Origin of the sequence: Avibacterium volantium (assembly GCF_049366555.1) — a bacterium.
GTDB lineage: Bacteria > Pseudomonadota > Gammaproteobacteria > Enterobacterales > Pasteurellaceae > Avibacterium > Avibacterium volantium_A.
This window is the reverse complement of record NZ_JBMMGT010000022.1, coordinates 18,001-43,967: the sequence shown is the minus strand read 5'-3', so window position 1 is coordinate 43,967 and position 25,967 is coordinate 18,001. Positions and strand designations below refer to the sequence as shown.

The 25,967-nt window shown below is 42.1% G+C and carries 28 protein-coding genes; 21 read left to right on the top strand and 7 right to left on the bottom strand.

Translation table 11 applies throughout. From position 1 onward, the window contains the following. A partial coding sequence (locus ACLS0A_RS08075; protein WP_416082985.1) for a hypothetical protein occupies positions 1-656 on the bottom strand: 656 nt, incomplete at its 3' end. Positions 657-952: 296 nt separating this feature from the next. Here ACLS0A_RS08075 and adhE point away from each other — a divergent pair. Next, positions 953-3,577 carry a bifunctional acetaldehyde-CoA/alcohol dehydrogenase gene (adhE, locus tag ACLS0A_RS08070; RefSeq protein ID WP_416082984.1) on the top strand — a complete coding sequence of 875 codons (2,625 nt, stop codon included), beginning with the start codon at positions 953-955 and terminating at the stop codon, positions 3,575-3,577. A 186-nt stretch (positions 3,578-3,763) separates the two neighbouring features. Here adhE and ACLS0A_RS08065 read toward each other — a convergent pair whose 3' ends face one another. Next, positions 3,764-4,243, bottom strand: a complete 480-nt coding sequence (locus ACLS0A_RS08065; RefSeq protein WP_416082983.1) for a Dps family protein — start codon at positions 4,241-4,243, stop codon at positions 3,764-3,766. Between the two features lie 118 nt (positions 4,244-4,361). Further along, the gene (locus ACLS0A_RS08060) at positions 4,362-4,931 is read right to left on the bottom strand and encodes an anthranilate synthase component II (protein WP_416082982.1); all 570 of its coding nucleotides are present in this window, start codon (positions 4,929-4,931) and stop codon (positions 4,362-4,364) included. 58 nt (positions 4,932-4,989) lie between these two features. On the opposite strand from ACLS0A_RS08060, the gene ACLS0A_RS08055 reads away from it, so the two are divergent. The 5 genes from ACLS0A_RS08055 (at position 4,990) to ACLS0A_RS08035 (ending at position 7,697) form a co-directional block, all read left to right on the top strand. Then, complete coding sequence (locus ACLS0A_RS08055) at positions 4,990-5,985, top strand: aminodeoxychorismate synthase component I (RefSeq protein ID WP_416082981.1); 996 nt, start codon at positions 4,990-4,992, stop codon at positions 5,983-5,985. Next, a complete protein-coding gene (locus ACLS0A_RS08050; protein ID WP_416082987.1) occupies positions 5,985-6,566 on the top strand; it encodes an aminotransferase class IV family protein in 582 nt (193 codons plus the stop codon). The genes ACLS0A_RS08055 and ACLS0A_RS08050 overlap by 1 nt, the downstream gene beginning before the upstream one ends. A gap of 188 nt (positions 6,567-6,754) precedes the next feature. After that, positions 6,755-6,940 (top strand): hypothetical protein, encoded by a 186-nt coding sequence (locus ACLS0A_RS08045; protein WP_126371577.1) that lies wholly within the window; start codon positions 6,755-6,757, stop codon positions 6,938-6,940. Then, positions 6,933-7,217 carry a type II toxin-antitoxin system RelE/ParE family toxin gene (locus tag ACLS0A_RS08040; RefSeq protein ID WP_416082980.1) on the top strand — a complete coding sequence of 95 codons (285 nt, stop codon included), beginning with the start codon at positions 6,933-6,935 and terminating at the stop codon, positions 7,215-7,217. Before ACLS0A_RS08045 ends, ACLS0A_RS08040 begins: the two co-directional genes overlap by 8 nt. Positions 7,218-7,307: 90 nt before the next feature. Then, a complete protein-coding gene (locus ACLS0A_RS08035; protein ID WP_416082979.1) occupies positions 7,308-7,697 on the top strand; it encodes a RidA family protein in 390 nt (129 codons plus the stop codon). 57 nt (positions 7,698-7,754) lie between these two features. Here the strand turns inward: ACLS0A_RS08035 and ACLS0A_RS08030 are convergent, their stop codons facing one another. Further along, the gene (locus tag ACLS0A_RS08030) at positions 7,755-8,366 is read right to left on the bottom strand and encodes a LysE/ArgO family amino acid transporter (protein ID WP_416082978.1); all 612 of its coding nucleotides are present in this window, start codon (positions 8,364-8,366) and stop codon (positions 7,755-7,757) included. 153 nt (positions 8,367-8,519) lie between these two features. On the opposite strand from ACLS0A_RS08030, the gene rpe reads away from it, so the two are divergent. The 4 genes from rpe (at position 8,520) to ACLS0A_RS08010 (ending at position 11,667) form a co-directional block, all read left to right on the top strand. After that, complete coding sequence (rpe, locus tag ACLS0A_RS08025) at positions 8,520-9,194, top strand: ribulose-phosphate 3-epimerase (RefSeq protein WP_416082977.1); 675 nt, start codon at positions 8,520-8,522, stop codon at positions 9,192-9,194. After that, the gene (locus ACLS0A_RS08020; RefSeq protein ID WP_416082976.1) at positions 9,194-9,868 is read left to right on the top strand and encodes a phosphoglycolate phosphatase; all 675 of its coding nucleotides are present in this window, start codon (positions 9,194-9,196) and stop codon (positions 9,866-9,868) included. Before rpe ends, ACLS0A_RS08020 begins: the two co-directional genes overlap by 1 nt. Positions 9,869-9,891: 23 nt before the next feature. Next, a complete protein-coding gene (gene trpS, locus ACLS0A_RS08015; protein ID WP_410679761.1) occupies positions 9,892-10,893 on the top strand; it encodes a tryptophan--tRNA ligase in 1,002 nt (333 codons plus the stop codon). A gap of 141 nt (positions 10,894-11,034) precedes the next feature. Next, positions 11,035-11,667, top strand: a complete 633-nt coding sequence (locus ACLS0A_RS08010; protein ID WP_416082975.1) for a hypothetical protein — start codon at positions 11,035-11,037, stop codon at positions 11,665-11,667. A gap of 126 nt (positions 11,668-11,793) precedes the next feature. Here the strand turns inward: ACLS0A_RS08010 and glpK are convergent, their stop codons facing one another. Then, complete coding sequence (glpK, locus tag ACLS0A_RS08005) at positions 11,794-13,302, bottom strand: glycerol kinase GlpK (RefSeq protein WP_416082974.1); 1,509 nt, start codon at positions 13,300-13,302, stop codon at positions 11,794-11,796. A gap of 401 nt (positions 13,303-13,703) precedes the next feature. On the opposite strand from glpK, the gene ACLS0A_RS08000 reads away from it, so the two are divergent. Beyond that, entirely contained in the window at positions 13,704-14,441 is a 738-nt protein-coding gene (locus ACLS0A_RS08000; protein WP_416082973.1) for an MIP/aquaporin family protein, read from the top strand. A gap of 67 nt (positions 14,442-14,508) precedes the next feature. Here ACLS0A_RS08000 and tsaA read toward each other — a convergent pair whose 3' ends face one another. After that, entirely contained in the window at positions 14,509-15,225 is a 717-nt protein-coding gene (gene tsaA, locus ACLS0A_RS07995) for a tRNA (N6-threonylcarbamoyladenosine(37)-N6)-methyltransferase TrmO (protein ID WP_416082972.1), read from the bottom strand. 103 nt (positions 15,226-15,328) lie between these two features. On the opposite strand from tsaA, the gene ACLS0A_RS07990 reads away from it, so the two are divergent. The 10 genes from ACLS0A_RS07990 (at position 15,329) to hemB (ending at position 24,499) form a co-directional block, all read left to right on the top strand. Then, a complete protein-coding gene (locus tag ACLS0A_RS07990; protein WP_416082971.1) occupies positions 15,329-16,234 on the top strand; it encodes a 1,4-dihydroxy-2-naphthoate polyprenyltransferase in 906 nt (301 codons plus the stop codon). Positions 16,235-16,283: 49 nt separating this feature from the next. Continuing rightward, entirely contained in the window at positions 16,284-16,784 is a 501-nt protein-coding gene (gene rraA, locus ACLS0A_RS07985) for a ribonuclease E activity regulator RraA (RefSeq protein WP_416082970.1), read from the top strand. A 228-nt stretch (positions 16,785-17,012) separates the two neighbouring features. After that, positions 17,013-18,398 carry a DASS family sodium-coupled anion symporter gene (locus tag ACLS0A_RS07980; RefSeq protein ID WP_416082969.1) on the top strand — a complete coding sequence of 462 codons (1,386 nt, stop codon included), beginning with the start codon at positions 17,013-17,015 and terminating at the stop codon, positions 18,396-18,398. A gap of 122 nt (positions 18,399-18,520) precedes the next feature. Next, positions 18,521-19,363 carry a bifunctional demethylmenaquinone methyltransferase/2-methoxy-6-polyprenyl-1,4-benzoquinol methylase UbiE gene (ubiE, locus tag ACLS0A_RS07975; RefSeq protein WP_416082968.1) on the top strand — a complete coding sequence of 281 codons (843 nt, stop codon included), beginning with the start codon at positions 18,521-18,523 and terminating at the stop codon, positions 19,361-19,363. Positions 19,364-19,374: 11 nt separating this feature from the next. Continuing rightward, positions 19,375-20,004 carry a ubiquinone biosynthesis accessory factor UbiJ gene (locus ACLS0A_RS07970; protein WP_416082967.1) on the top strand — a complete coding sequence of 210 codons (630 nt, stop codon included), beginning with the start codon at positions 19,375-19,377 and terminating at the stop codon, positions 20,002-20,004. 4 nt (positions 20,005-20,008) lie between these two features. After that, positions 20,009-21,646, top strand: a complete 1,638-nt coding sequence (ubiB, locus tag ACLS0A_RS07965) for a ubiquinone biosynthesis regulatory protein kinase UbiB (RefSeq protein WP_416082966.1) — start codon at positions 20,009-20,011, stop codon at positions 21,644-21,646. 132 nt (positions 21,647-21,778) lie between these two features. Beyond that, positions 21,779-22,006, top strand: a complete 228-nt coding sequence (tatA, locus tag ACLS0A_RS07960; protein WP_115249098.1) for a Sec-independent protein translocase subunit TatA — start codon at positions 21,779-21,781, stop codon at positions 22,004-22,006. A gap of 3 nt (positions 22,007-22,009) precedes the next feature. Then, positions 22,010-22,603, top strand: a complete 594-nt coding sequence (tatB, locus tag ACLS0A_RS07955) for a Sec-independent protein translocase protein TatB (RefSeq protein WP_416082965.1) — start codon at positions 22,010-22,012, stop codon at positions 22,601-22,603. 9 nt (positions 22,604-22,612) lie between these two features. Beyond that, entirely contained in the window at positions 22,613-23,398 is a 786-nt protein-coding gene (tatC, locus tag ACLS0A_RS07950) for a twin-arginine translocase subunit TatC (RefSeq protein WP_416082964.1), read from the top strand. Between the two features lie 78 nt (positions 23,399-23,476). After that, on the top strand, positions 23,477-24,499 hold the full coding sequence (hemB, locus tag ACLS0A_RS07945) for a porphobilinogen synthase (protein WP_416082986.1): 1,023 nt from the start codon (positions 23,477-23,479) through the stop codon (positions 24,497-24,499). A 146-nt stretch (positions 24,500-24,645) separates the two neighbouring features. Here the strand turns inward: hemB and hmpA are convergent, their stop codons facing one another. Then, positions 24,646-25,845 carry an NO-inducible flavohemoprotein gene (gene hmpA / locus ACLS0A_RS07940; protein WP_416082963.1) on the bottom strand — a complete coding sequence of 400 codons (1,200 nt, stop codon included), beginning with the start codon at positions 25,843-25,845 and terminating at the stop codon, positions 24,646-24,648. Positions 25,846-25,967: the final 122 nt, after the last annotated feature.

Genomic DNA, 25,967 nt, shown 5'->3' with positions numbered 1-25,967 from the left:
TTACCGCCCTTTTCATAACTTTTACCTAAAATCAGACTGTTACAGTTCTTGGCTAGGATAAAATACTGCTCGGCATTAATCTCTAGTTTATGATACATCTCTTTGTTAAAAGGGCGCAGATAACCCACAAGACAAGCAAGAATCACAAAGTAAAAATAAATCACCGCCATTGTTGGCACAATGTTGATTTGTTTTGTGGTGAGAAATTGCCATAGCATACAGATGTTGTAACGGGTGAAAAAACGACATAATAACAAGCTGATGATGAACAGCCCAGCAAGATAAATTAATAAACTATAAAGCGTGAACACTTTAATCAGCACGGTAATTTCTAAAAATAATGGGAAGCTTAAAATGAAGCAAGTTAGCAACGTGCGAACAAAGTTAAAAGGCGATGATGAGAATTTCGCTTTTAATAAAATCAATAGCTTAATCCCTAAAACATAGGTCAGCAGCATAAACGCAGATACGCCGAGAACGTGGAATAAACTGCGTGCAATATCCGATCTTCCCACTTCAACAATATCCCAAGGATAGCCATAATACCAAGCCAATCCCCAGTTATAACAATAAGCCACCGACCAGCCAACCAGCACGAGAAAGCCGAGTAAAATAGAAGAATTGAGTAATTGAGCAAAAGAAATACGTTCGTTCATACTTAACCTCTATAAATAGGAATAATTATCAACTACACAGATTTTAAGCGATTTTTTTCACCTTTTAAATTAATTCCACTTTGCTTTGCTGATGGTTGGATCTCTTTAAAAAATAAGGCAATTTTGCCATTTGTTAAAATGGAGTTAAATGCTTGTAAAATAAGCGTATTTTTGCCATTTGATCTAGATCACAGTTTACTCTTTTAATGCAAAATTGTTTACGCTCTTACCCCTCCAAGTAGGTATAATTTTTCGCAGAAAAAAATTATCAATTTAAAACTTTAGGAGAAATCATTATGAGTAACGTGGTTGAAAACACAATTAGCCCAGCTCAAGCAGAAGTGAACGCCTTGGTGGAAAAAGGCTTGGTTGCCTTAGAAGAATTCCGCCAGCTCAACCAAGAACAGGTTGATTACATTGTGGCGAAAGCCTCGGTGGCGGCGCTCGATCAGCACGGTGTGCTTGCGATGCACGCTTATGAAGAAACGGGGCGCGGTGTGTTTGAAGATAAAGCAACGAAAAATTTATTTGCCTGCGAATATGTGGTGAATAATATGCGAAATCTCAAAACCGTTGGGGTGATTAGTGAAGATGATGTAACAGGCATTACCGAAATTGCCGACCCTGTTGGGGTGATTTGCGGTATCACGCCGACCACTAACCCAACTTCCACCACCATCTTCAAAGCCCTTATCGCCCTCAAAACTCGTAACCCAATTATTTTTGCTTTCCACCCTTCTGCACAACAATCTTCTGCTCATGCTGCGCGTATTGTTTATGATGCCGCAGTGGCAGCGGGCGCGCCAAAACATTGTATTCAATGGATTGAAACGCCATCAATGGAAGGCACAGCAGCCTTAATGAAACACCCTGGTGTCGCAACTATTTTAGCCACAGGCGGTAATGCAATGGTTGAAGCGGCTTATTCTTGCGGTAAACCTGCTCTAGGCGTGGGGGCGGGCAATGTACCAGCTTATGTAGAAAAAAGTGCCGATCTTCCACAAGCTGTACACGATATTGTAATGTCAAAAGCTTTTGATAACGGAATGATTTGTGCTTCTGAGCAAGCAGCAATTGTTGATGAGGAAATCTATGATGATTTTGTCAAAGAAATGAAATCTTATGGGGTCTACCTTGTCAATAAAAGAGAAAAAGCGATGTTGGAAGAATTTATGTTCGGCGCAAAAGCGAACAGCGCAAACTGTGCAGGGGCAAAATTAAACGCCAACGTAGTGGGTAAACCCGCCCATTGGATCGCGCAACAAGCTGGTTTTGACGTGCCAGAAAAAACCAATATTCTGTTAGCTGAATGTAAAGAAGTTGGGCCAAAAGAGCCACTCACTCGTGAAAAACTTTCCCCTGTGCTAGCCTTGCTTAAATCCCATTCCCGTGAAGAAGGGGTGAAACTTGCCGAACAAATGGTGGAATTTAACGGTTTAGGTCATTCCGCTGCCATTCACACCAAAGACGCAGAATTAGCGAAAGAATTTGGTGAACGCGTTAAAGCCATTCGCGTCATTTGGAATTCCCCGTCCACCTTTGGCGGTATTGGCGATGTGTATAACTCTTTCCTCCCTTCTCTCACACTTGGCTGTGGCTCTTACGGCAAAAACGCCGTAGGCAACAACGTCAGTGCGGTGAATTTACTAAATATTAAACGAGTGGGAAGACGGAGAAATAATATGCAATGGTTCAAAGTGCCTTCAAAAATCTATTTTGAACGGGATTCAATCCAATATTTACAATCAATGAAAGGAATGGAGCGTGTGGTCATCATCACCGACCGCACAATGGTCGATTTAGGCTTTGTGGAAAAAGTGGCAAAACAAATCACCGCACGCGGAAATCACGTTACTTATCAATTATTTGCTGATGTTGAGCCTGATCCAAGTATCGAAACCGTACGCCGTGGGGTTGAGCTAATCCGTAGCTACAAACCAGACACCATCATCGCCTTAGGCGGTGGCTCATCAATGGACGCGGCAAAAGTAATGTGGCTATTTTATGAACAGCCTGAAGTGGATTTCCGCGATCTCGTACAGAAATTTATGGATATCCGTAAACGTGCATTCAAATTCCCACAATTAGGACGCAAAGCACGCTTTATTGGTATTCCAACCACTTCAGGTACAGGTTCTGAAGTAACGCCATTTGCGGTGATCACCGAGGGGGATAAAAAATACCCAATCGCCGACTACTCACTCACGCCAACGGTTGCCATTGTTGATCCCGCGTTAGTAATGACCGTGCCAGCTCACGTTGCCGCCGATACGGGCTTAGATGTACTCACCCACGCGACAGAAGCCTATGTTTCCGTGCTTGCCAACGACTTCACTGACGGCTTAGCCTTACAAGCCATCAAATTGGTCTTTGAAAACCTCGAGCGTTCGGTGAAAGAAAAAGATCCGCAAGCGAGAGAAAAAATGCACAACGCCTCCACAATGGCAGGAATGGCATTTGCCAATGCGTTCTTAGGAATGAACCACTCGCTCGCCCACAAAATCGGGGGACGCTTCCACACCCCACACGGACGTACCAATGCGATCTTAATGCCACACGTTATCCGCTATAACGGAACGCGTCCGCAAAAAGTGTCCACTTGGCCGAAATACAACCACTACAAAGCCGATGTGAAATACCAAGACATCGCCAGAATGCTCGGGCTGCCTTGTGCCACCCCTGAAGAGGGCGTGAAATCGTTCGCCCAAGCCTGCTACGATTTAGCAGCACGCGTTGGCATTCAAATGTCTTTCAAAGAACAAGGCATTGATGAGCAAACGTGGCTTGACGCACGCCGTGATATTGCCTTGCTTGCCTTTGAAGACCAATGCTCCCCGGCAAACCCACGCTTGCCATTAGTGGAAGATATGGAAGTGATCTTAACCAATGCTTATTATGGTTATGATCCAAGCCAATATTAATTGGCTGTAAGGCTGATTGACGCTAATCAGTAAAAAGAAATGAAAAACCACCGCTTATTATGGTTATGATCCAAGCCAATATTAATTGGCTGTAAGGCTGATTGACGCTAATCAGTAAAAAGAAATGAAAAACCACCGCTCTTTTAAAGTGCGGTGGTTTTTCATTAGCTTTTTTTACTAGAAAAATTAGCTGTTGCAGCTTTCACAAGCAGCAGTAAACATCCACACTAATTTTTCTTGCTCTTTGATGTAGTCGCTCATTTGTGAAGCGGTGCCTTCATCATCTGCATCGGCAGCTAAGGCGAGGATTTCGCGTTGTTGTTTCAACAAGGTTTTGAAACCACTTAACGTACCGCTTAAGCATTCTTGTGCTTTGCTTACACTAACGTGTTCTTTAATTAGAGATTTAGTTAAATATTCACTGAATGCGTTGCTAGGGGTGTAGCCTAACGTCAAAATACGCTCTGCGATTTCGTCCACTTTCACCACTAAATCATCATAAATTTCTTCAAATTTTGCGTGTAATTCAAAGAAGTTTACCCCTTTAATGTTCCAGTGATAACCGCGCACGTTCATATAAAATACTTGATAAGTCGCAAGTAAATTATTGAGTTCTTGTGCTAATTTTTCTGAAGTTGCTTTGTCTAAGCCGATATTTGTTGCCATAGTATGTTCTCCTCTGTTTTGTTGGAAATATAATAGGGATTAATCCCTTACAAATAAAATGGATATAAATGATAGATTTAATAGTTTAAAACTATTCATCACAAACCCATTGATAGCTCTAAGTTTTCAGCCAGTTAGCCATTAATGCCTTCCCCTGTTCTGAAATATAGGATTCGGGGTGAAATTGTACGCCAAAAATCGGCAAATGGCGATGTTCCATTGCCATTATCCCCCCTTCTTCACAAGTGGCGGTAATCTCTAATTGTGGCGGAAAATCCTGCTGCGAGACCGCCCACGAATGGTAAAGCCCAATTTGAAATTGCGTAGGCAAGCCGAAAAATAAGGCAGAATTTGACCGCACTTTGATTTGCTTTGCCTGCCCGTGTCGCACCTGTGGCAAATTATACAAGGTTGCGCCAAAAAACTGGCAGAGGGTTTGATGCCCAAGGCAAACACCCAAAATTGATTTGCGATGCTGATAGCGCTCCAACATCGCAAACAGTTGTGGATAAGCACTCGGCACATCAGGGCCGGGAGAAATCAAAATATGGCTGAAATTATCCACTTCATCAAGGTTTAGCTGTTCCACATTCACCACAGAAAACGGCACGTCAAATTGGCGAATTAAATCCACTAAATTATAGGTAAAAGAATCGTGATTATTGATAATTAATAAATTTGTGTTCATCTCAGGGATTCACTACAATGACCAAAATGTTTGTTATCTTACTTGATTCATCGCCCTTATGCCATTTAATCACTTTGTGCAGCAAGCCAACCATTTAGGCGCGCAACGCACGCCCTTTTTCTTTTTGATTGATTTTGAACAGCAAAAGCCCATTATTTGCCCCCTTACACAATGCGCAGAGCAAGGCATTTGGTTTGAATTTGCCAGCCAAAATAATCTTGCAACGGCACAAAAAGCTCCCCCTAAACAGCCCTTTAAGCTAGAAAAATTTCCCATTGATTTCGCCACTTATCAGCAAGGTTTTGAAGTTGTGCAACAGGCGTTACAGCAAGGAAATTCTTATTTGCTTAATCTGACTTATGCCACGCCGATTACGATAAATTACGATCTCAATACGCTTTTTTCTGCCACGCAAGCGAAATATAAACTCTTGTTTAAAAACGAGTTTGTCTGTTTTTCCCCTGAGCCTTTCGTGAAAATCGCACATAACCAAATTTTCACTTACCCAATGAAAGGCACGATTAACGCCAACTTGCCTGATGCAGAAAATCAATTACTCAATTGTGAAAAAGAGCAACGGGAACATTACACCATTGTGGATTTAATGCGTAATGATCTGGCTATCGTCGGGCAAAATGTGCAAGTAAAACGCTTTCGTTATTTAGAAAAGATTTTCACCGAACGTGGTGCGATCTGGCAGACAAGTTCAGAGATTTGTGCCGATCTTAAGGAAAATTGGCAAGCCAACATCGGCACAATACTCCGCCAACTTTTACCAGCAGGTTCAATCAGTGGTGCGCCAAAAGAAAAAACCGTTTCCACCATACAACAAGCCGAACTAGCACCAAGGGGCTATTACACGGGGGTGTTTGGTATTTTTAACGGCGATAGCCTGGAAAGTGCGGTGGCAATTCGCTTTATTTCGCAACAAAATGGACGTTATTATTTCCACAGTGGCGGCGGCATTACTATTCAAAGCCAAGCAAAGCAAGAATACCAAGAATTGTTAGAGAAAATTTATGTCCCACTTAAATTTCAGCAAGGAACAAAATGATGAATTTTCCCCTGTTTGAAACCCTGTGCATTGAAAATGGGCAAGTGCAAAATCTTGCCCTACACCAACAGCGTTATGAAAACAGCCTGCGTGAATTTTATGCAGGACAACCTTATGAAATTTTTTCCCTCGAAAAAATTCTGCAAAAAAACACCGCTCTTTGGGCAAATCTTCAAAACCCCATTATCCGCTGCCGAATTGACTACAACGCCACACAATATCATCTGCAATGCTTTCCCTATCAACGCAAAAGCTACCAACGCTTCCAGCCCGTGATTTGTGATGACATTGACTACCACCTGAAATACAGCAACCGCGCGATTTTCAACGGATTGCTAAAACAAAAAGGCGATTGCGATGAAATCATTATCGTAAAACAAGGCAAAATCACCGACTGCACCATCGGCAATCTCATACTGCGCCAAGGCTCACAGTGGTTCACCCCCGACAGCCCCTTATTAATCGGCACCCAACGCACCGCATTACTGCAACAAAATAAAATCAAAGTGCGGTCAATTTTTCTCACGGATTTAGCTGACTATGAGGAAATTAGACTGATTAATGCGTTAAATCCGTTGTGAGTTTTTAACCCCTCTTTTGATGATTTGTGTAGGGCTGGGCTGTGTGCCTGCCCGAATAGGGGGGGGAATGGCGAGCGGACACATAGATCCGCCCTTACGCACTAAAGCCCCTTGAATCTGTTGTTGTTCAATGAAAAAGGTGCTAGGATCGGCTCAATATTCGTTCAAGTCTATTAGAGAGAAGCCAAATGTTTAAAGAAAAAGGTTATGATGAATTTTTAGCAGAAAAAATCCGCCGTGCTGATGAAGATTTTAAAGCGGGGCGTGTTTTTACCCTTGAGCAAGCCAATGCAAAATGGCAGGCAACGATTGAACGAAAAGCAGCAGAACTCGCCGCACAAGAAGAAGCTCTGCTCGGTGGAGCTTATGACTAATATCATTTTATCTGATTTAGCCCTCAATGACATCGATGAGATTTTAGCCAGTGTTTATGAATTTACTGGTTTTATTTCCACGCCACAAAAATTACAGCAAGAATTTAACAAAACTTTTGAACTTATCGCCTTTATGCCACAAGCTATCGGTCGAATGCGCAATGATGAAACGCGCGAAGCCTTTTGTCGTGGTTACCGTATTGTTTATGATATTTTAGGTGATGAAGTGCATATCAAAACCATTATTCATAGTCGCAGGCTTTATCCACGTCCTTAATAAGCACGTTATACAAATAGATTTTCCTTTCAGTTTTCGGCAAGATTGCATAGAATAAAACCATCTTTTCATTCAATAAAAGGAAATAAAATGACAAAAATTATTCATACCGAAAAAGCACCAGCGGCGATTGGGCCTTATGTACAAGCGGTAGATTTAGGCAATTTAGTGCTAACTTCTGGGCAAATTCCAGTAAATCCTGCAACAGGTGAAGTGCCTGTGGATATTGTGGCTCAAGCACGCCAATCTTTAGAAAATGTTAAAGCCATTATTGAACAAACGGGTTTAACTGTGGCTGATATTGTGAAAACGACAGTTTTTGTTAAAGACTTGAATGATTTTGCTACAGTAAATGCAGAATATGAACGTTTCTTTAAAGAAAATAATCACCCTAATTTCCCTGCGCGTTCTTGCGTAGAAGTGGCTCGATTGCCAAAAGATGTGGGTTTAGAGATTGAAGCGATTGCCGTAAGAAAATAATCCCTTCCCAAATAAGGGCGAATGCCATCGCCCTTTTTCGTTTTGATTCTTTCTATTTTATGCCAAAGCATATTTAATCAAGCTAAAGGCAATAAACCACATAATGATCCCTGTTGAGCAATCCAACAAACGCCAAGTGATTGGTTTTTGGAAAAAGGGGATCAGCAATCTTGCGCCATAGCCCACACTGAAAAACCATAATCCTGACGCGGAAATCGTGCCGAGCAGAAACGCGGTTTTATGCTCAAGACTTAAGGTGCCAGCAATACCACCTACGATAACAATGGTATCCAAATAAACGTGCGGATTAAGAAAAGTGAGCGCAAGAGCGATCGCCACCGTTCTTTTAAGGGATAAGCTTGCTCCTTGTTCTAAAGCGAGCGCGGTGTTGTTGCGATAAGCGGAAAGGAAAGCGCGACCACCATAAACCAGCAAAAATAATCCCCCCACTAAGGCTAATATCACACTGGCGATTTTTTCTTGGCTGATGAAATGCCCTAAACCAAACACGCCAAGGGAAAATAACAAGCAATCACAGAGAAAAAATAACACACAAAGCACAAAAACGTGCTGTTTGAGCAAGCCTTGTTTAAGTAAAAATGTGTTTTGCGCGCCAATGGTAGCGATAAGCCCAAAGCACATTAAAAAGCCTTGTAGATAAAATTCCATTGCTTTCCCCTAGTTATTCCCTAATGATTCAAAACACCGATTATAAAAGCCACAGGTGAAAATAATCAATCGCAAAGGGCAAATTTCCTTAAACTTTGCCTTATTAAGTAGTACACTATCGACACTTATTTTCAGCCTATTTAGAGGGATAAAATGAAACCTTTTTTAATTGCACCATCTATTTTATCTGCGGATTTAGCCCGCTTGGGCCAAGACGTAGAAAACGTGCTAAAGTGCGGTGCAGATTTAATTCATTTTGATGTAATGGATAACCATTATGTGCCAAATTTAACCTTTGGCCCTGCGGTATGCAAAGCCCTGCGTGATTACGGCATTACCGCACCCATTGATGTGCATTTAATGGTGAAACCGGTGGATCGTTTAATCCCTGATTTTGCCAAAGCAGGGGCGAATTACATCACGTTCCACCCAGAAGCCACAGAGCATATTGATCGCTCGCTGCAACTTATTCGTGATAATGGCTGCAAAGCAGGCTTGGTGTTTAATCCAGCTACGCCACTGAGCTATTTGGATTATGTGATGGATAAAGTAGATATGATCTTGCTAATGTCGGTAAACCCAGGCTTTGGCGGTCAGTCCTTTATTCCTGCAACGCTGGAAAAATTAAAACAAGCACGCCAACGCATTGATGAAAGCGGTTTGGATATTCGTTTAGAAGTCGATGGTGGGGTGAAAGTGAATAATATTGCGGAAATTGCACGCGCAGGGGCGGATACTTTTGTGGCTGGCTCGGCAATTTTCGATCAACCCGATTATCAAAAAGTGATTGACGAAATGCGTCAAGAATTAAGTAAGGTAAGCAAATAATGACATCACAATTTAAACTGATTGGTTTCGATTTAGACGGCACGCTAGTAAACAGCCTGCCTGATTTAGCACTTTCCGTGAATTCTGCATTAAGTGAAGTGGATTTACCACCAGCTCCTGAAGAATTGGTACTAACTTGGATCGGCAATGGCGCGGGCGTATTGATTGGACGCGCATTGGAATGGGCAACCGCACAATCTGGCAAAACATTAAGTGCGGTAGAAATTGAGCAAGTAAAAACCCGCTTTAATTTTTATTATGGCGAAAATCTGTGTAATCTCAGCCGTTTATATCCTAATGTGAAAGAAACGCTGACTGAGTTAAAAGCGCGTGGCTTTATTTTAGCCGTGGTAACCAATAAGCCAACGCAACACGTTCTCCCTGTGCTAAAAGCCTTTGGTATTGATCATTTATTTAGCGAAACCTTGGGCGGGCAATCCTTACCGCAAATCAAACCACACCCTGCGCCATTGTATTACTTATGCGGTAAATTCGGCTTATACCCAAAACAAATTTTATTTGTGGGTGATTCAAGAAATGACATCATTGCCACCACTTCCGCAGGCTGCCCTGTGGTGGGATTAACCTACGGTTACAACTATAATATTCCTATTGCAGAAGCGCACCCTGATTGGGTTTTTGATGATTTCGCGCAAATTCTGCAAATTGTTTAATATGAATTAAAAAGGATATAACAATGACCAAACCTATCGTATTTAGTGGCGTTCAGCCTTCTGGTGAATTGACTATTGGTAACTACCTTGGCGCATTACGCCAATGGGTGAAAATGCAAGATGATTATGAATGCCTGTTTTGTATCGTGGATCAACACGCCATCACAGTGCGTCAAGATCCACAAAAATTACATTCTGCTACCCTTGATGTGCTAGCCTTATATTTGGCTTGTGGGATTGATCCTGAAAAAAGCACGATCTTTATTCAATCCCACGTACCAGAACACGCTCAGCTCGCGTGGGTGCTAAATTGCTACACCTATTTTGGCGAAATGGGGCGTATGACCCAATTTAAGGATAAATCTGCCCGCCACGCCGAAAATGTAAACGTTGGATTATTTACCTATCCTGTTTTAATGGCGGCAGATATTTTGCTTTACCAAACCAATCAAGTGCCAGTGGGGGAAGATCAAAAACAACATTTAGAAATCACCCGTGATATTGCACAGCGTTTCAACGCCCTTTATGGTGAGCATTTTGCTATTCCAGAAGTGTTTATTCCGAAAGCGGGTGCACGCGTAATGTCGTTACTTGAGCCTGAGAAAAAAATGTCGAAATCAGACGAAAATCGCAACAACGTGATTGGTCTGTTAGAAGATCCAAAATCTGTGGTGAAAAAAATTAAACGAGCGGTAACGGATTCTGATGAGCCGCCTGTGATTCGTTATGACGTAAAAAACAAGGCTGGCGTGTCTAACTTGTTAGATATTTTGGCGGGGATTACCGGTAAAAGCATTGCTGAATTAGAAGCAGAGTTTGAAGGCAAAATGTACGGTCATTTAAAAACCGCCGTTGCTGATGAAGTGTCTGCAATGCTCACCCAGTTGCAAGAACGCTATCACCATTTCCGTAATGATGAAGCCTTATTGCATAAAATCGCTGCCGAAGGGGCGAAAAAAGCACAAGCACGGGCGAAAGCTACATTAGATGCGGTGTACAAAGCTATCGGTTTTGTTGCGCCTTAATGCTTATCGCGATTTCATTTTAATCATAAATTAGGCGAAAAATTCGCCTAATTTTCACCGCACTTTCTTTTGCAATGAACTATTGTTCTGCAATGCAATCTAAATAAACACTTCATTTAATTAGTATTAGAAGGAATTTTAATGAAACTATTCAAAGTGCTTTTGCTTAGCTTGTTTGCTTTGCCTAATGCCTGGGCAAATTTAGATACCAATATCAAATACAGCTCAAATTATTTAATGCCTGCTTATGTGCATTTTAACGCCAATGGATCGCAATATCGCGTTGATGCTAAGATCAATATTCCGCTGTATAACATTGAATTCAAATCCGTTGGGACACAAAGCAAAACGGATTTTAAAATGAGCAATTACCAAGATGTGCGTAACGGTAAACCTTATGCCAAAACGATCATCAAAGGCAATGAAATTGCGTATGGTAAAGTGAAAAACGGTTTGAAAAGCGAGCCACTTGAAATGCCAACCTTTGATTTATTCACAGTGGCGTTCCAGCTTAGCTATTACGATAAATTGCCGCAAAATTTCCAAATTACTAACGGCAAAAAATTGTATCCAATGAAAAATGTATTGGTGAAAAAAAGCGAACGAAAAGTAACGCGAGATAATCAATCGCACACTGAAATCACCTATCAATTCCGCACGGGTGAAAAATCTTTTGTAGTGAAAAAATACGCAGGCGAACAATTCCCGCGCTATATTTCCTACGATAAAGATGGCGATCATTATGAATTAACGTTTAGTGAGTTTGTGAAATAAGGCTTAATATATTTCGTACTAAAAAGGCAGCGTTCAAGTAAATATTGATACGCTGCCTTTTCTCTTATATGTATATGCGGTTTAAAAATTTAATAAAAACCACCGCACTTTTTCTAACAAGGAATATTAATCCTCATCTTTCTCCCATTCCAACGCACGTTTTACCGCTTTTTTCCAGCCCTTGTAGCGTTTTATGCGTTTTTCTTCATCGCCATCTGGTGTGAATGTGCGTTCGACGGCGGCTTTATCTCGCAATTCGTCGAGATCTTTCCAGAATCCGGTGGCAAGCCCAGCAAGATAAGCAGCACCCAGTGCGGTAACTTCTTTCACCACAGGGCGTTCAACAGGGGTGTTAAGAATATCAGCTTGGAATTGCATTAGGAAATTGTTGGCTGTCGCACCGCCGTCCACGCGTAAAGATTTAAGTTTTTCCCCTGAATCAGATTGCATTGCTTCAAGCACATCACGGGTTTGGTAAGCGATAGATTCTAGGGTTGCTCGCACAATGTGATTGCGGTTCGCTCCTCGAGATAAACCGAAAATAGCTCCTCTGGCATAAGGATCCCAATAAGGTGCACCAAGCCCAGTAAAAGCAGGAACAACATAAACGCCGTTACAATCAGGCACTTTCTGTGCGAAATATTCGCTGTCGAAACTATCGTGAACAATTTTCAGTTCATCACGCAACCATTGAATGGAAGCCCCGCCCATAAAAATTGAACCCTCCAAAGCATACTCAGGTTCGCCTTTGGCATTACAAGCGATGGTGGTGAGCAAGCCATTTTGTGATTGCACCGCTTTATCGCCTGTGTGCATTAGCATAAAACAGCCTGTACCATAGGTATTTTTCGCTTGCCCTGCTTGTACGCATAAATGTCCATAAAGGGCTGCTTGTTGGTCGCCTGCAATCCCTGCCACGGGGATACGCACGCCCCCTTTACCGCCGATGTTGGTTTGTCCGTAAATTTCGGAAGAATTTCGCACTTCTGGCAACATTGATTTTGGAATGCCCAAAATTTCGAGCATTTTGTCATCCCATTGTTTGGTATGAATGTTAAATAACATTGTGCGAGAAGCATTGGTGTAATCCGTAACGTGTACCCGCCCTTGCGTGAGTTTCCACACCAGCCAAGTATCCACCGTACCAAAAAGCAATTCACCACGTTCCGCTTTTTCTCTTGCACCTTCTACATTATCCAAAATCCATTTCACTTTAGTGCCAGAAAAATAAGGATCTACCACAAGCCCCGTGGTTTTGCGAATATAATCTTCGTGGCCGTCCGCTTTAAGTTTATCGGTGATGTCCGCAGTGCGGCGGCATTGCCACACAATGGCATTATACACAGGTTTACCCGTTTCTTTTTCCCATACGATAGTAGTTTCACGTTGATTCGTGATCCCTATCGCGGCAATGCTATCAGAAGAAATACCTGCTTTCGCCACCACTTCGTTTAAGGTAGAACTTTGTGTCGCCCAAATTTCCATTGGATTATGCTCCACCCAGCCCGCTTGCGGGTAAATTTGGGTAAATTCACGCTGTGCAATTTCAACCACATTGGCATTATGATCAAGCAATACCGCTCTGGAGCTAGTTGTGCCTTGATCTAAGGCGATGATATATTTTTTCTCTGTCATAACCGATCCTCTTTTGTCTGTTAGATAAGTAAAATGTTGCACCTTTTTACTCGCGAGAACATTAGTTTTGAGCTAAAACGAAAGAATTACCTAAAAGAAAATAATCGAAAACACTCAAGTCTAAAATGAGCAATATTCAAATTTTTGATCCACCTCACAAAATATTTTTATCGCTACCCATTATGGGGTGTTTGATAGATTTCAACAAGAATCAATAAATTAAAAATGTGATCAAGCTAACAAATTGGAGAAAAAGTAGATAAATCCTTACAAAAAGTATTGCTTTATAAGATTTTCTATTAATAATGAAATACGCACCAATAATATTCAAAAGAACACTTTTTGGATCTAAACGAAAGAAAATTACAGATCTCATAAAATGGATTAAAAAGGAGTGCATTATGAATGCTTATCTGGCTGAATTTATTGGTACGGCATTACTGATTTTAATGGGAAATGGTGTCGTTGCAAATGTCTGCTTAAATAAAACCAAAGGGCAAAGTTCAGGGTGGATTGTGATCACCACCGCTTGGGCGTTTGCGGTTTATGTGGCGGTGGTCGTAACAGGGCCTTATAGTGGCGCACATCTTAACCCTGCAGTAACCCTTGGCTTGGCGGTAATTGGTAGTTTTGCGCCTTCAATGATTTTAGGCTATATAGCCGCGCAAATTGCAGGAGGAATGTCCGGCGCGCTACTTGTGTATATTTTCTATAAAGATCATTTTACAGCTACTGAAGATCAAGGCTCAAAACGCGCGTGTTTCTGTACAGAACCGGCCATTCGCAACTATGCTAGCAACTTTATTAGCGAACTCATTGGCACTTTTGTTTTATTATTCGTGATTTTCTACATCACTGGCGCAAGCCTGAATTTTCCAGAAGGAAGCCCAACCCCAATTGGTTTAGGTTCGCTTGGCGCATTACCGGTGGCGATCTTAGTGTGGGCAATCGGCTTGAGCTTAGGCGGTACAACAGGTTATGCCATCAATCCAGCCCGTGATCTTGGCCCTCGTCTAACCCTTGGTTTATTAGGTAAAACCTTAAATACAGGTGCAGACTGGCAATACAGCTGGGTACCTGTCTTAGGCCCAGTTACAGGGGCTGTGTTGGCAGGTTTATTGTACAACGCCTTAATGTAAGAATGGATAGGAAAAAGGAAAGCGTTCAAAGTGGGGATATTTGAACGCTTTTTTATGTGGGCTAGCCTTATTCTTCTGCAATCTCAATCACCTCCACCCACTCATCATCTCTCACCCACCACCGAACATTAAACTCATACAATTTCATTCCATAAATACGATCAGATGTTTTTCCTTGTTGATAAGCGGGGCGGGGATCTTGTTGCAGCACTTCTGTGATAAAACGCTGAAAATTTGGATATTTTGCACCGCACTTGATTAATTGCCCTTGAGCCTGTGGGGAAAAGCGCACTTGTAGCTTTGCTTCGGGTGGCTGTTGGGCAAATCCTGAATTGGCATTGGGTTCGCTGTCGGCATAGGCAATATAGGGCTTGATGTCAAAAATAGGGGTGCGGTCCACCAAATCGACCGAGCCTAAATGCAACAACACTTCGCCTTGATTGATTTCAATGCGTTTCAATTCTACTTTGGAAAGCCCTAAAGGATTGGGGCGATGTGTGGCGCGTGAAGCAAATACGCCAATGCGTTGATTACCGCCAAGGCGTGGTGGGCGAACGGTAGGCTGCCATTTGCCTGTGGGGATTTTATCAAACTGGAAAATAAGCCATAAGTGAGAAAATTGTTCTAAACCACGCACGGCTTCAGGTTGATTATAAGGTGCGAGCAAGCGGATTGTGCCAATGCCGTCTTGCACTAAATTAGGCTGGCGTGGCACGGAAAATTTCTCTTTATAAGGCGTATGAATAATCCCGATGGGGGAAAGGGTTAAATTAAGTTGCGACATATTTTCCTTAAACAGTTAAAATGGCGAAAATAAATGAGTACAATAGCCCATTCTTTGGGATATTTTACGCCAAAATCAGGATTTAGAAAGATAAGTGAAAAATATGGATAAACAAGTTGTTAAAATGTGGGTGGAAACCGCAAGACCAAAAACCCTGCCTTTAGCTGCCGCTTCGATTGTTATGGGGGCTGCCCTTGCCTATTGGGATCATAAATTTAGCTGGCAAATCAGTCTGTTATGTTTGATTACCACCTTGTTGCTACAAATTCTTTCTAACTTTGCTAATGATTATGGCGATCATCAAAAAGGCACTGATACCGCAGAGCGTATCGGCCCGTTGCGTGGCATTCAGCACGGCGTGATTAGTGCGCAGCAGCTGAAAAAAGGGCTTATTGCGGTGATCTTAGCAAGTTTGTTTTTCGGCTTTCTGTTAATTGGCATTGCGTATCAAAGTTATGCAGATCTCTTGGCATTTTCTCTTTTAGGTGGGCTTGCCATTATTGCCGCGATTACTTATACCGTAGGCGCAAAGCCCTATGGTTATATGGGATTGGGCGATATTTCCGTGCTGCTGTTTTTTGGTATTTTGGGGGTATGCGGTACGTATTATTTGCAAACTCACCAATTAAATTTAATGATTTTTTTACCCGCACTTGCAACTGGGCTTTTTGCCACTGCGGTATTAAATATCAATAATTTACGCGATATTGAGCAAGATAAAAAAGCAGGTAAGAACACCCTTGCTGTTCGTCTTGGGGCAAAAAATGGACGAATTTATCACTGCACTTTATTAGCCGTAGGGGCGTTGTGTTATGTGATTTTTGCCTTGGCGAATTTCCACCATTTATTGAGCTTTATTTTTCTTTTGGCATATCCTTTATTGGTGAAGCACGCGTTGTATGTTTATCGCAGCCAAGATCCCCTGTTATTGCGTCCAATGCTCGGGCAAATGTCAATGTTAGCGCTTTTAACCAACTTACTTTTTAGTTTCGGCTTGCTAGTGGGCTAGCAATAGGCATATACTAGAACAATCATTTTCAGCGTAAAAAGGTGAACTTATGTGTATTGATACTTCCACATTGTGCGATGTTTATTTAGATCAAGTTGATGTTGTTGAACCGATCTTTTCTAATTTTGGTGGATTGACCTCATTTTACGGCAAGGTTACTACGGTAAAATGTTTTGAAAGCAATGGCTTAATTGCCGAGATTTTAGAAGAAAACGGTGAAGGTCGCGTATTATTAGTTGATGGTGGGGGCGCAGTTCGCCAAGCCTTAATTGATGCGGATCTTGCTCAGCTTGCTCTAGATAATGGCTGGGAAGGAATTATTGTTTACGGTGCAGTTCGCCAAATTCAACAATTAGAAAATTTAGATATTGGTATTCAAGCCCTTGCGCCAATTCCAGTGGGCGCAAGTGATGATACGCAAGGGGAAGTCGATGTGCCAGTGAATTTTGGTGGTGTTACTTTCTACCCGGAAGACTATGTGTATGCAGATTTAACTGGCATTATTCTTTCGCAAGAGCCGTTAGAGTTAGAAGATACCGAAGAAGAATAATTTGATTAAGGATTAACATAATGGCAAGTTTTTCTTGCCATTATTTTTTTGTCCTTGTTTTTCCTTTTCTTATCCCTTTGTTACGATTTCCCCCAATTATTTTTCTGACCTGCCTCACAAAACCACAAATTTTTTGTTGCTTTTTATTAACAAGTTGATAACGTTAGCTTGTCTTTATGGCTAACCCAAAAAAGTTAGCACAAATAACAACCATAAAGAGGAATTACTATGAATGCAACATCAACTCAAACCACCTCACATCGCAATGGAATTATTCTTATTGCCGATATGGTGCTTTTCTTTATTTTATTGAATTTTCTGCCTTTCGATCCCAAAGCGAACAAAGGCTTAGCAATGCTGGCATTTATCGCCGTGTTATGGCTTACCGAAGCCTTGCACGTTACCATCACTGCGCTTTTAGTGCCGCTATTGGCCATTGTGTTGGATTTGGTTACCACCAAGCAGGCGCTGGTTGCCTTTGCTGATCCAAATATCTTCCTATTCTTTGGGGGATTTGCGCTTGCCACAGCCTTACACCAACAAAATATTGACCGTATGATTGCCAACAAAATTATGGCATTAGCAGGCGGACGTTTATTGGTGGCGGTGCTTTATCTCTTCACCATTACCGCATTTTTATCAATGTGGATGAGTAACACCGCAACCGCGGCAATGATGTTACCACTGGCAATGGGGATTTTAAGCCAAATGGATAAAGAGCGTGAGCATAATACCTATGTTTTCGTACTACTAGGGATTGCTTATAGCGCAAGTATCGGCGGTATGGGAACGCTCGTAGGTAGCCCACCAAATAACATTGTGGCAACTCAACTTAAACTCACTTTCTCCGATTGGTTAAGTTACGGTTTACCGGTGATGATTCTATTAATGCCAATTATGATTGGTACGCTATATATGGTATTCCGCCCGAAACTAAACCTACATTTCAAACAAGATTTTGAAAAAATTGAGTTTAATTCTAAACGTATTATTACCCTTGCGATTTTCGTTTTAATCGCACTATGCTGGGTGTTCAGCAGCAAAATCAACCCAATGCTTTCTTCCTTATTAGGGCTTGAGAAAAAAATTGCCAGCTTTGATAGTGTGATTGCGCTCTTCGCTGCCGTGGTGATTTGTGCTACAGGGGTTGCTTCTTGGAAACAATTGCAAAACAACACGGACTGGGGCGTGTTAATGCTGTTCGGTGGTGGTTTAACCCTAAGTTCTGTATTGCGTGATTCAGGTGCGAGCCGCATTTTAGCTGATGGTATCGTATTCTTAATTGAAGGCGGTCATTTCTATCTCATCGGCTTGTTGGTGGCAGCGTTTATTATCTTCTTAACGGAATTTACGTCTAACACCGCAAGTGCGGCCTTATTAGTACCGATTTTTATCTCCATTGCACAATCCTTAGGAATGCCAGAGCTTGGCCTTGCGTTAATCATCGGTTTAGGGGCATCTTGTGCCTTTATGTTACCAGTCGCCACACCGCCAAACGCCATTGTATTTGGTACTGGCGAAGTGAAACAACGTGAAATGATCCGTGCAGGTATCTTGCTCAATCTCATTAGCGTATTTGTGATTGGTACAGTGGCTTATTTATTGTGGTTCTAAAATGATAAGGGCGAAAGCAACCTTTTGCCCTTATTTTCTTTTTCACATCGAATAAAAATAGCGGAGAAATCCGCTATTTTTTGTTATCCTAAGCAGCATTCAGATTATTTTCGGACAAGGTTATGACTTCCCACAACAACACCCACAAAAAACAGCAAGAAAATGCACCGCACTTTGCGCAAACTGACGTAGAACAGTCTAACGTAGCTCCTATTGATTACGAGCAAGAAACCACCCATTTTGGTTTCCAAACCGTAGCAAAAGCAGAAAAACAAAAGCTCGTAGCGAACGTGTTCCATTCGGTGGCAGGTAAATATGATTTAATGAATGACTTGCTTTCTTTTGGTATTCACCGTATTTGGAAACGCTTTACCATTGATTGCAGCGGCGTGCGAAAAGGGCAGAAAGTGCTTGATCTGGCAGGCGGAACGGGCGATTTCAGCGCCAAGTTTTCTCGCATTGTGGGGGAAACTGGGCAAGTGATTTTGGCGGATATTAATTCCTCAATGCTCAATGTGGGGCGAGAAAAATTGCGTAACCTTGGCGTGATTGGCAACATCAATTATGTGCAAGCCAACGCGGAAACCCTGCCTTTTGCTGATAACACCTTTGACTGCGTAATTATCAGCTTCGGCTTACGCAATGTTACCGATAAAGACAAAGCCCTGCGGTCAATGTTCCGCGTCTTAAAACCCGGTGGGCGTTTATTGGTGTTGGAATTTTCTAAGCCGATCCTAGATCCACTCGGCAAAATTTATAATTTCTATTCCTTCAATATTTTGCCGAAAATCGGTGAAGTGGTGGTGAATGACGGCGATAGTTACCGTTATTTAGCCGAATCAATCCGAATGCACCCGAAACAAGAAGATCTTAAAACAATGATGGAGCAAGCTGGGTTCGAGCAAGTAAGTTATTACAATCTCAGCGCGGGCATTGTGGCGTTGCACCGTGGCTATAAATTTTAAGCGAGCAAAAAATGAACTTTCTGCAACAATTAATGCTGCCACAATGGCTTAACGGTGCGTTGGAATCCTTGCTAAATTATTTGTTAAAACGCACCGCACATAGCGAAATTTATTTACGCAAACTTAACGGCAAGGTGCTGAAAATCAATGTGCAACAAATTGATTTTCCAATTTATTTTGTGTTCTCGCCACAGCGCATTGATCTGCTCAATCAATATGAAGGTGAAGTGGATTGTGCAGTGAATCTCAAAGCGCAGTTATTGTTGCAAATGCCGAGCAAGCAGCAATTATCCGCCCACTTGAACGATCAATCCATTCAGCTACAAGGGAATTTGCAAGTCTTGCAAGATTTCACTGCCTTGTTGGAGTTTTTAGAAAAAGATCCTGCCGAACTGCTTTCCCCTTTTGTGGGTGATGTGGTGGCACAAAGTGCGGTGAATTTTTTACGCAATTTTGCTCAGATGGCAAAAAGAAAATTGCAACAAAGCCAGCAATATTGGGGGGAGCGTTTAACGGAAGAATGGGCAGTTATCTCGCCAAGCCTTGCCATTGCAGATTTTTGCGAACAAGTAAAAACGCTGGAAAAACACACCGCACTTGTGGAACAAAAATTAGCTCAACTTGAAAAGAACCGAATTTAATCTGATGACTTTTAAAGATTTCAAACGTTTATACAAAATTATCCGCACTTTTTTAATTTACGGCATTGATGAAGCCTTGCCCCACAACGCCTATACGCGACCTTTGCGCTGTTGGCGAAAAACCTTATTTTGGCTACGCAATAAGCATAAAGATCTTGCCTTTGGCTTGCGTTTACGCCTTGCATTACAAGAGCTTGGGCCGGTTTGGATCAAGCTCGGGCAAATGCTTTCCACCAGACGAGATTTATTCCCTCCTGATATTGCTGATGAATTGGCATTATTGCAAGATCAAGTTGAACCCTTTGACGGCAAGCTAGCTCGCGAACAAATTGAACAAGCCTTTGGCGGTAAATTAGAAACTTGGTTTGATGATTTTGATGAAACCGCTCTTGCTTCCGCCTCTATCGCGCAAGTGCACACGGCAAGATTTAACGCCGCACAGCCCCTTGCGGGGAAAGAAGTGGTGCTGAAAGTACTACGCCCGAATATTCAGCCACAAATTGAAGCAGATTTAAGCTGGATGTATAAACTCGCCAGTTGGATTCCGCGTTTATCAAGTGAAGGATATCGCCTACGCGCGGTGGAAGTGATTCGCGAATATGAAAAAACCTTGCGTGATGAACTGGATTTACGCACCGAAATGGCCAATGCTATTAAGCTCAAAGCTAACTTTGCTGATAGCCCGATGTTGTATATTCCTGAAATGTATCAAGAATTTTGCTATCGCAATGTGATCACAATGGAGCGTATTTACGGCATTCCCGTTTCTGATGTGGAAACCCTAAAGGACAATGGTACGGATATGAAATTGCTGGCAGAACGTGGCGTACAAGTGTTTTTCACCCAAGTGTTCCGTGATAGCTTTTTCCACGCGGATATGCACCCAGGCAATATTTTTGTTAATCCAAATCACCCTGAAAATCCGCAATACATCGGCATTGATTGCGGTATCGTTGGACGTTTGAACGATAACGATAAACGCTATTTAGCAGAAAGTTTTGTCGCCTTTTTTAACCGTGATTATCACCGCGTAGCACAAATGCACGTTGATGCGGGCTGGACACCGCAAGATACCAATATTGATGAATTTGAACAGGCTTTCCGCGAAGTGTGCGAACCAATTTTTGCTAAGCCTTTATCAGAAATTTCTTTCGGTCAGGTATTGCTCAACTTATTCAATGTGGCACGCGAATTTAATATGCAGGTGCAACCGCAGCTAGTGTTATTACAAAAAACCTTGCTTTACATTGAAGGCTTGGGGCGTCAGCTTTATCCGCAGTTAGATTTATGGGACACCGCTAAACCTTTCTTACAAAATTGGTTGGACGAACAAATGGGCGTGAAAGCCTTGGCGAAAAATTTAAAGGCTAGCCTGCCTTATATTACCGAGCATTTGCCACAATTCCCCGCAGCCTTAATGGACGCGTTAAAACAGCAAACGCAAATTCGCCAACAGTTACACGAAATCAATAAAAAGTTGGCAAAACAGCAACGCTGGCAGAAAAAAGCCCTTGCGTTGATAATGGGAGCGGTGCTGTTTTTGGGAACATTATGGCAATTTTCCGCCTTGCCTCTATGGGCAAATATCGGTTTATTAACGGGCGGTGGGCTACTTTGGCTTATGGCGTTGATAATGCCATAGCCTTATAGCTACAGGCAAAATGTGGCGATAAATCAATAAAATGTGAAATAATGCAAATTGTCTATTGTTCAAGATGAATAAAAAAGTTATATTTTGGCACGATTTCATTAAGTTAGTTATAGGAGTAAAAAAATGGGTTTAGGTGGCGTAAGTATTTGGCAATTACTCATTGTTTTGTTAATTGTATTAGTTTTCTTTGGCACAAAAAAATTGCGTAATGTGGGTTCAGATTTAGGGACTGCAGTGAAAGGCTTTAAAAACGCAATGAAAGATGATGAAACAGCTGCAGAGCCGAAAAAAATTGCCGATGACGCACAACAAGCGAAAGCGGAAACTGTAAAAGACAAAGAACAGGCATAATCCGTGTTTGATATTGGTTTTTCTGAATTACTGTTAATTTCTATTGTGGGCTTAGTGGTGCTAGGCCCTAAACGCTTGCCCGTGGCGATTCGTACCGTGATGGGCTGGGTTCGCACCATTCGTGGCTTAGCGGCGAATGTTCAAAATGAATTGAGCCAAGAATTAAAATTGCAGGAATTACAGGAAAGCATCAAAAAAGCCGAACACCTTAATTTACAGCAGCTTTCTCCTGAATTGAGCCAAACGGTGGAAGAATTAAAGGCTTCTGCGGAAAAAATTAAAGCCAATTTAGAAGAAAAAGCGGCAAGCACGCAAACGTCCTTTGAGCATCAAGTGCAAGAATTAAAAAGTGCGGTGCAAAATTCTGAACAAATTGCACAGCAAGAAGTTACACCACAAGGTGAACAACAGACAAGCGCACAACAGGAAATTGCTCAACGTGATACATCACCAGAAAACGCACTTTCCCCTGCGGATATGGCAGAGCTTGCCGAGCAAGATGAATCTCAATTGGAGCTGACCAGTGCATACTATCCTGAAGATGATACCCTTGCTGATGTTGCCCCTTCAACAAAATCTCAATCAGAAAAAGCATAAAGGCATTTTATGACTGTTGAAGAAACCCAACCTTTAATTAGCCATTTACTTGAACTGCGTGATCGTCTGTTGCGTTGCGTGTTCGTAGTGGCGGTGGTCTTTTTAGGCTTGGTTTATTTTGCCAACGATATTTATAATTTTGTCGCCTCGCCATTACTCAGTGTAATGCCGTCAGGGGCGAGTATGATCGCAACCAATATCGCTACTCCTTTTTTTACCCCATTGAAATTAACGGGTGTTGTTGCGGTGTTTATTTCTGTACCATTCTTGCTTTACCAAGTGTGGGCATTTATCGCGCCAGCATTGTATCAGCACGAAAAACGCTTAATTTATCCGCTGTTATTTTCTAGCACTGTGCTGTTTTATTTAGGCGTGGCGTTCGCCTATTATGTGGTGTTTCCGCTTGTGTTTGGTTTTCTCACCAAAACCGCACCAGAAGGCGTTGCTATTGCCACAGATATTAGTAGCTACTTAGATTTCGTTCTCACCCTATTTCTTGCGTTTGGTGTGTGTTTTGAAGTGCCAGTGGCGATTATTTTGCTTTGTTGGTCTGGCGTTACCACTATTGACGATTTGAAGAAAAAACGCCCTTACATCATCGTTGCCGCCTTTGTGGTGGGAATGTTGCTTACGCCGCCGGATATTTTTTCTCAAACCTTGCTTGCCATTCCAATGTGCCTATTGTTTGAAGTGGGGTTATTATTTGCGCGTTTTTATCGCCCGAAAGAAGATAATGACGACACGGGCAGCGACACCGACAGTAGTGAGAATGAAGCACAACAACACAAAGAATAATTTCTTTCCAACCAGTTTTAGGGCGAACCAATGTGTTCGCCCCTTATCCTTATAACGAAAAGATTTTGGAGAATAATGATGACTCAACAAATTTTCACAGGCTTTCCTGCACGCCGTTTACGCCGTATGCGTAAGCACGATTTCAGCCGCCGCTTAATGGCAGAAAACAAGCTCACGGCAGATGATTTAATTTATCCTGTGTTTATTATTGAAGGTGAAAATTACCGCGAACCTGTGCCGTCAATGCCTAAAGTGGAGCGTTTAACCTTAGATCAGCTGCTTATTGAAGCAGGATTATTAGTGAAATATGGCGTGCCTGTAATCGCCTTGTTCCCTGTGATTGATCAAAGTAAAAAATCCCTGATGGCGGAAGAAGCTTACAATCCTAACGGCTTAGTGCAACGTGCGGTGAAAGCGTTGAAATCTCATTATCCTGAGCTAGGGGTTTTAACCGATGTGGCGTTAGATCCTTACACCGTACACGGGCAAGACGGCATTATTGATGATGACGGCTATGTGCTAAACGACATCACCACGGAAGTGTTGGTGAAACAAGCTCTTTCCCACGCAGAAGCAGGGGCAGATATTGTCGCACCAAGTGATATGATGGACGGAAGAATTGGCAAAATTCGCACCGCACTTGAAGACAGCGGTTTTATCAACACGCAAATTATGGCGTATTCTGCCAAATATGCCTCGAATTATTATGGCCCATTCCGTGATGCGGTGGGATCTTCAGCCAATTTGAAAGGCGGCGATAAGAAAACCTACCAGCTTGATCCCGCCAACAGCGATGAAGGCCTGCAAGAAGTGGCATTAGACATTCAAGAAGGGGCGGATATGGTGATGGTAAAACCGGGAATGCCTTATTTGGATATGGTGTACCGCGTGAAACAACACTTTGGCGTGCCAACTTTTGCTTACCAAGTATCGGGTGAATACGCAATGCATATGGCGGCTATTCAAAACGGCTGGTTGAAAGAAAAAGAATGTATTATGGAAAGTCTGCTTTGCTTTAAACGCGCAGGCGCAGACGGCATTCTCACCTATTTCGCCAAACAAGTAGCAGAGTGGATTTACTTAGAAAATCAAGGTAGATAGAAAGATAAGTAAAAACTTACCATAAAAACACCGCACTTTATCTTGCTATAAACAGAAAGTGCGGTGTTTTTTTAGCTCTTTTTAATCCCCAGAAAACAAGGCGGAATATCTCTATTCCGCCTTGTTTCTGTATTAAAACGAAAGCATTAATCTAACTTAACGCCACCTGTATTAAATGCCTCAAGATGGATTTGCTCTGCTGGCACACCTAAATCTACTAAAGATTTGTACTGCGCTTGCATAAATGCCATTGGGCCACAGAGATAGTAATCCGCGTCTTTCGGTAAAACTGCGGTTGGAATTTGGCTTAAATCTAAACGCCCTGTGGCGTCTGCTTGCGCATCTTCCACTTCATAAACGGTAAAGGTGCTAACATTTGGATATTGCGCTTTTACCCCATCAACGTGCGCCTTCATTGCGTGTACATCAGCATTACGACAAGCGTGGATAAAGCTCACGGGCGAAGGTACATTTTGCTCTACTAACTGGTTAAGCATTGCAATCATAGGAGTTAAGCCCACGCCACCACTGATAAACACATTTGGTTTTTGGCTATCAATTAAGAAGAAGTTGCCTGTTGGCGCAGTGGCTTCAATTTCATCACCCTCATTTAACCCGTGCAAGGTGGTAGAAACCCAGCCGCCTGCTAGCTCACCTTTTGGATCTTCACGTTTAACTGAAATGCGTAAATAGTCTGATTTTGGATTATCAGAAAGGGTATATTGACGCGGCTGTTTTAAGCCTAATTCTGGAACGAAAACACGCACCGAGATATATTGCCCTGCTTTATAAGTTGGCAAATCACCGCCATCAACAGGCTGCAAATAGAAAGAGGTAATTTCACTGCTTTCTTCCACTTTCTTAGCAATTTTGAATTTACGCCAGCCTAACCAGCTACCTTTAGTTTGCTGATGTTCGTCATAAATGGCTTTTTCTGTGCTAATCAAAATATCCGCTAATTGATTGTAGGCGGCGGTCCAGGCTTCAATTAATGGATCGTCCATTGAAATTTGCAATACTTCACTAATCGAATGAAGTAAGTTGTTGCCCACAATGGCATAATCAGGGGCTTGAATATCAAGACTGACGTGTTTATGCACCATTAATTCAACGGCTGGCAATAGCACGGCTGGATTTTCAATATTTTCCGCATAAGCTAATACCGCATTCGCTAAAGAACGCGCTTGCGCACCACTGCGTTGGTGTCCAAGGTTAAACACTTGTTTTAATTCAGGGTGATTGGTGAGCATTCTGTTATAAAAATAAGAAGTGAGCGCAACACCGTTTTCGCGTAGCACTGGCACAGTGGCTTTCACTAATTCAATTTGATTTGCTGTTAATGACATAGAAAGTCCTTTTGGGTTATTAAAGATATATTTAAAATACATTTTTAATACTAGGCTGACAAGCAATTATTTATCAATAATCCATAATCTAGCGAGAAGTGGTGAAATAGACTACAATACAC

What these genes read in the sequence shown, in the direction of transcription:
- ACLS0A_RS07980 (WP_416082969.1), top strand. Translation starts at nt 17,013, where the DNA reads ATGAATGCAACATCAACTCAAACCACCTCACATCGCAATGGAATTATT.
- ubiE (WP_416082968.1), top strand. Translation starts at nt 18,521, where the DNA reads ATGACTTCCCACAACAACACCCACAAAAAACAGCAAGAAAATGCACCG.
- adhE (WP_416082984.1), top strand. Translation starts at nt 953, where the DNA reads ATGAGTAACGTGGTTGAAAACACAATTAGCCCAGCTCAAGCAGAAGTG.
- tatC (WP_416082964.1), top strand. Translation starts at nt 22,613, where the DNA reads ATGACTGTTGAAGAAACCCAACCTTTAATTAGCCATTTACTTGAACTG.
- ACLS0A_RS08020 (WP_416082976.1), top strand. Translation starts at nt 9,194, where the DNA reads ATGACATCACAATTTAAACTGATTGGTTTCGATTTAGACGGCACGCTA.
- ACLS0A_RS08065 (WP_416082983.1), bottom strand. Translation starts at nt 4,243, where the DNA reads ATGGCAACAAATATCGGCTTAGACAAAGCAACTTCAGAAAAATTAGCA.
- ACLS0A_RS08060 (WP_416082982.1), bottom strand. Translation starts at nt 4,931, where the DNA reads ATGAACACAAATTTATTAATTATCAATAATCACGATTCTTTTACCTAT.
- rpe (WP_416082977.1), top strand. Translation starts at nt 8,520, where the DNA reads ATGAAACCTTTTTTAATTGCACCATCTATTTTATCTGCGGATTTAGCC.
- ACLS0A_RS08035 (WP_416082979.1), top strand. Translation starts at nt 7,308, where the DNA reads ATGACAAAAATTATTCATACCGAAAAAGCACCAGCGGCGATTGGGCCT.
- ACLS0A_RS08040 (WP_416082980.1), top strand. Translation starts at nt 6,933, where the DNA reads ATGACTAATATCATTTTATCTGATTTAGCCCTCAATGACATCGATGAG.
- ACLS0A_RS07970 (WP_416082967.1), top strand. Translation starts at nt 19,375, where the DNA reads ATGAACTTTCTGCAACAATTAATGCTGCCACAATGGCTTAACGGTGCG.
- tsaA (WP_416082972.1), bottom strand. Translation starts at nt 15,225, where the DNA reads ATGTCGCAACTTAATTTAACCCTTTCCCCCATCGGGATTATTCATACG.
- tatA (WP_115249098.1), top strand. Translation starts at nt 21,779, where the DNA reads ATGGGTTTAGGTGGCGTAAGTATTTGGCAATTACTCATTGTTTTGTTA.
- hemB (WP_416082986.1), top strand. Translation starts at nt 23,477, where the DNA reads ATGACTCAACAAATTTTCACAGGCTTTCCTGCACGCCGTTTACGCCGT.
- ubiB (WP_416082966.1), top strand. Translation starts at nt 20,009, where the DNA reads ATGACTTTTAAAGATTTCAAACGTTTATACAAAATTATCCGCACTTTT.
- hmpA (WP_416082963.1), bottom strand. Translation starts at nt 25,845, where the DNA reads ATGTCATTAACAGCAAATCAAATTGAATTAGTGAAAGCCACTGTGCCA.
- ACLS0A_RS07990 (WP_416082971.1), top strand. Translation starts at nt 15,329, where the DNA reads ATGGATAAACAAGTTGTTAAAATGTGGGTGGAAACCGCAAGACCAAAA.
- rraA (WP_416082970.1), top strand. Translation starts at nt 16,284, where the DNA reads ATGTGTATTGATACTTCCACATTGTGCGATGTTTATTTAGATCAAGTT.
- ACLS0A_RS08050 (WP_416082987.1), top strand. Translation starts at nt 5,985, where the DNA reads ATGAATTTTCCCCTGTTTGAAACCCTGTGCATTGAAAATGGGCAAGTG.
- ACLS0A_RS08000 (WP_416082973.1), top strand. Translation starts at nt 13,704, where the DNA reads ATGAATGCTTATCTGGCTGAATTTATTGGTACGGCATTACTGATTTTA.
- ACLS0A_RS08055 (WP_416082981.1), top strand. Translation starts at nt 4,990, where the DNA reads ATGCCATTTAATCACTTTGTGCAGCAAGCCAACCATTTAGGCGCGCAA.
- ACLS0A_RS08030 (WP_416082978.1), bottom strand. Translation starts at nt 8,366, where the DNA reads ATGGAATTTTATCTACAAGGCTTTTTAATGTGCTTTGGGCTTATCGCT.
- trpS (WP_410679761.1), top strand. Translation starts at nt 9,892, where the DNA reads ATGACCAAACCTATCGTATTTAGTGGCGTTCAGCCTTCTGGTGAATTG.
- glpK (WP_416082974.1), bottom strand. Translation starts at nt 13,302, where the DNA reads ATGACAGAGAAAAAATATATCATCGCCTTAGATCAAGGCACAACTAGC.
- ACLS0A_RS08010 (WP_416082975.1), top strand. Translation starts at nt 11,035, where the DNA reads ATGAAACTATTCAAAGTGCTTTTGCTTAGCTTGTTTGCTTTGCCTAAT.
- ACLS0A_RS08045 (WP_126371577.1), top strand. Translation starts at nt 6,755, where the DNA reads ATGTTTAAAGAAAAAGGTTATGATGAATTTTTAGCAGAAAAAATCCGC.